Source organism: Promicromonospora kroppenstedtii DSM 19349 (assembly GCF_000515355.1).
In the GTDB taxonomy this organism is placed as follows: Bacteria; Actinomycetota; Actinomycetes; order Actinomycetales; family Cellulomonadaceae; genus Promicromonospora; species Promicromonospora kroppenstedtii.
Genome location: NZ_KI911634.1, coordinates 27,385 through 31,110, shown reverse-complemented (window position 1 = coordinate 31,110; position 3,726 = coordinate 27,385). Strand labels below are relative to the sequence as shown.

Genomic DNA, 3,726 nt, shown 5'->3' with positions numbered 1-3,726 from the left:
GCCGCTGCCGCGGCCCGCATCGCGAGCACCTCGGCGTGCGCGGTCGGGTCCCCGGTCGCCTCCCGCTCGTTGTGCCCGACGCCGATCACCCCGCCCGCGTCGTCGAGCACCAGGGCGCCGACCGGCACGTCGCCGGTGTCGAGGGCGAGGCGGGCCTCGTCGAGCGCGACGCCCATCCACCGGTCCCAGTGGGCGCGGCGCCCGGCGGCGCTCAGGCTTGCGGTGTCGGACACACAGGTCACCCTAGTGACCTGCGGGTGCGACAACGCGGGGGAGTGTGGGACTGGCGACTTTCCGGGCCTCCGCACCATCGGGGCGTACGGCTGCCCGGTAGCGTTGCCCCCATGCGCCTTCACGTCGTCGATCACCCCCTGGTGGCCCACAAGCTCACCGTCCTGCGGGACGAGACCACGGACTCGCCCACCTTCCGCCTGCTGGTGGACGAGCTGGTCACGCTCCTGGCTTACGAGGCCACCCGCGAGATCGCCACCGAGCCGCACGAGGTGAAGACGCCGATCACCACCATGACTGGCACCCGCCTCGCGTCGCCGCCGCCGCTCGTGGTGCCGATCCTGCGCGCCGGCCTGGGCATGCTGGACGGCATGAGCCGCCTGCTGCCGACGGCGGAGGTCGGCTTCCTCGGCCTCGTGCGCGACGAGGAGACGTTCAAGGCCGTCACCTACGCCAACCGCCTGCCCGACGACCTGACGGGCCGGCACGTGTTCCTCATCGACCCGATGCTCGCGACGGGCGGCACCCTGGTCGCGGCGATCGACTACGTGCTGGAGCGCGGCGCGCGCGAGGTCACCGCGGTGTGCCTGCTGGCCGCCCCGGAGGGCATCGCCCTGCTGGAGGAGCACGTGGGCGACCGCGCCAACCTGTCCGTCGTGGTCGCGGCCGTGGACGAGCGCCTCAACGAGAAGGCCTACATCGTGCCCGGCCTGGGTGACGCCGGGGACCGGCTGTACGGCATCGTCTGACACCTGACCGGCGCCTGGGGCCGGGCCTTGGGGCCCGGCCCGCGCGTCAGGCCTGCTCGGACTGGTCGGCGGCCGGGGTCTCGCAGCCGCCGTTGTCGTCCAGGCGCATCAGGCGCCGCCACTGGCTGTCCGTGGGTGCCGGCATCGCGGTGCGCGTCCAGACCAGGGCCGACGACGCGGTCGCCTGCTCCGTGGCCGCGGACTGCTCCGTGCCGGCCGTCTGCTCGGTGTCGGCCGTCTGGCCCGTGCCCTCGGGCTCGGTGCCGGCCGACGGCTCGGCGTCCGGCGTGGGCTTCGGGTCCTGCGTGGGCGGGCAGATCGGCTCGGGGAGCAGGCACGTCGCGCCCTTGACCGCGTAGGACTGCTCCACGGTGCGGGTCGCGCCCTCGAGGTCCCGAGCCAGCCGCACGGTGACGTTGCCGTCGAGGCTCATCAGCGGCTGCCGGGCGAGCTTGAACGTGACCGTCCCGCCCGCGGGGACCGCCTGCATCTCGCTCTGCTCGCCGGTGCCGTCGTGGACCAGCACGCCGCGCCAGTCCCGGCCGCTCCGGTTCACGACCGTCGCCTCGACCTGCACGTCCTGCTCGACGCACACCGCCTCGGTGGTGACCGAGATCTGGTCCGCCGACGGCCAGGTCACCTCGGCGCACGACTTGAACTTCACGTCGACGTCGCCGAGCGACGTGCCGGCCGCCGTCACGGTCACGGTGTCCGTGCCCCAGACGACCGGGAACTCGATCACCTCGGTGGCGCCGGCGGCCACGGTCCGGGTCACGTCGCCCACGTGGAACTTCACGTCCAGGTTCGACGCGGTGTTGACCGCGGTGACCTGGAACGTCTGCACCGACCGATCCTTCGCCGGGTCGTAGGCGCAGTCCGTCGAGCCCATGGTCCGCTCGCCCAGAGCGGGCGCGATGACGCCGGAACCGTAGCGCGCGGTCGGGTTGCTGGCGGGCACGATCGGGCCGGCGGCCAGGTCGCCGTCGACGTCGGGCACCTCGCGCGAGAGGTAGAACGTCGCGTTGCTCTCCGGCACGCTGGTGCGCTCGGTGTTCACCGAGAGCTCCACGGATCCACCGGGCGCCACGGGAAGCTTGACCGACTTGACCGTGCCGTCACCGACGGGCACCGACATGTACGCGGTCATCGACTCGTTCGACCGGTTGGTGATCGTGCCCTTCATGCCCACGGTGCCACCGGCGTTCACGGTCTGGACCGAGGTGTCGGTGTCCCAGCCCGGCTTGTAGCAGTCGGCTGAACCGTGGTCGCCCGCGGGGACGCGGGTCTCGTACGTGTTGCCGTCCACGGACGTGGCCAGCACGAAGACGGCGGCACCGGCGGGCACGCGCATGCCGTCGTGCACCGTGAGACCCACGGACTCGCCCGGCGCCACGTCCTTGCCCGTCGACTCGCTGTTGCCGGCCGCCTGGAGGGTGACCCGCACGCTGCGGTCGGTCGTGTTCTTGTAGATGCCGGTCACCACGGCGTCCGCCTTGGTGGCGCCGCCCTCGGCCAGGCAGGTCGCGGAGACGGTGCCGACGCCCGCGGAGGCGTTGGCCCAGGCCGAGGTCGCGACGAGCGTGGCGGAGGACGAACGGGCGGCCCCGTCGACGAGGACCGGCCGGACGTTCACCACACCGAGCTCGGCGGGCTGCGCCGACTTGGCCGCGTCCGTGGCGGTGGTGATGTTCAGCGGCACGTCGACGCTGGCCCCCGGCTCGAGCGACACCGAGGACGCGTAGGCGGCGTCGAGCGGCTTGCAGAGCCAGGCGTTCGGCATCTCGCCGGCCACGCACTTGAGCTGGGACTGCGTGGACGCAGGGCGCACGCCCTCGGGCAGCGACACGGCCATCGCCCAGCCACCGGCCGTCACCGGACGGTCGCCCGTACTGCCCAGGGTGACGGGCAGCGAGGCGGAACCAGGGCTGGCGAGCGACACGTCCGTGGTCTGCGCCGACAGCTCCTGGCCGAAGGGGGCCACGGTGCGGCCGGGCAGGTCCGCGCTCAGCGCCTGGAGCCCGTCGGCCCAGACCTTGGCGGCCACGGGGTAGTCGCCCCCGGCGTTGGCCTGCACGGACAGTGCGACGGAGCGCGCGGCGCCCGGCGCGAGCTCGCCGATCGAGCAGAGCAGCACGTTCGCCTGCTCCGTCGGCATGCAGGCGACCGGGGACTCGGCGGGCGACTCGGTGGATGAGGTGCTGGGGGAGGCGCTCGGCGAGGTCTCCACCTTGGCACTGGGTGAACCCTCGGAAGCGTCGGCCTTGGTCTCGGGCGTGCTGCCCTGCGTCGGCGTGACCGCGGGGGTCGGCGTCGCGCTCACGGCCGGCGACTCGGTGGCCGCGACCAGCTTGCCGGTGCCGACCCCGGTGCCGAAGGACCCGGCCGGCTTCGTGGCGTTCAGCCCGCTCGGCAGGGTGACCTCCATCTGCGCACCGGTCGCCGCGGCCTTGCCCGTGTTCTCGACGGTGAACGTCAGGTTCTGGGGCTGGCGCGGGGTCAGCGGCTGCGCGGCGTCGGCGTAGTCGACCTTGAGGTACGCGGTGTCCGCGCTGGGCACCAGGTCGGTGGGCTGCACGTCGTCGCCGCCGTCCCGGACGCCCTCGGTGCCGCCGCCCGGCAGCTCCCGGCCGTCATGCGTGGCGATCACGGTGTCGATGAACGTCTCGGCCTCGGGCGGCGCGGTGATCTGCAGCGCCGCGACCAGGCCGACCGCTGCGACGGCGAGCGCGCCCGCGGCCACGCTCCC

At 73.6% G+C, this 3,726-nt stretch carries 2 protein-coding genes and 1 pseudogene; 1 reads left to right on the top strand and 2 read right to left on the bottom strand.

All coding sequences use genetic code 11. The features are described 5' to 3' along the window. Positions 1–176, bottom strand: a 176-nt coding sequence (locus PROKR_RS36840) for a deaminase (RefSeq protein WP_245605731.1), incomplete at its 3' end; no start/stop codon positions are given. Positions 177–344: 168 nt separating this feature from the next. Here PROKR_RS36840 and upp point away from each other — a divergent pair. Then, positions 345–980, top strand: a complete 636-nt coding sequence (gene upp, locus PROKR_RS06530; protein ID WP_026366119.1) for a uracil phosphoribosyltransferase — start codon at positions 345–347, stop codon at positions 978–980. Between the two features lie 46 nt (positions 981–1,026). On the opposite strand, the pseudogene PROKR_RS34095 reads toward upp, so the two are convergent. Beyond that, positions 1,027–3,726: pseudogene (locus tag PROKR_RS34095) on the bottom strand (hypothetical protein); the annotation flags it as partial.

Coding starts and splice junctions, on each gene's coding strand:
- upp (WP_026366119.1), top strand. CDS start 345: ATGCGCCTTCACGTCGTCGATCACCCCCTGGTGGCCCACAAGCTCACC.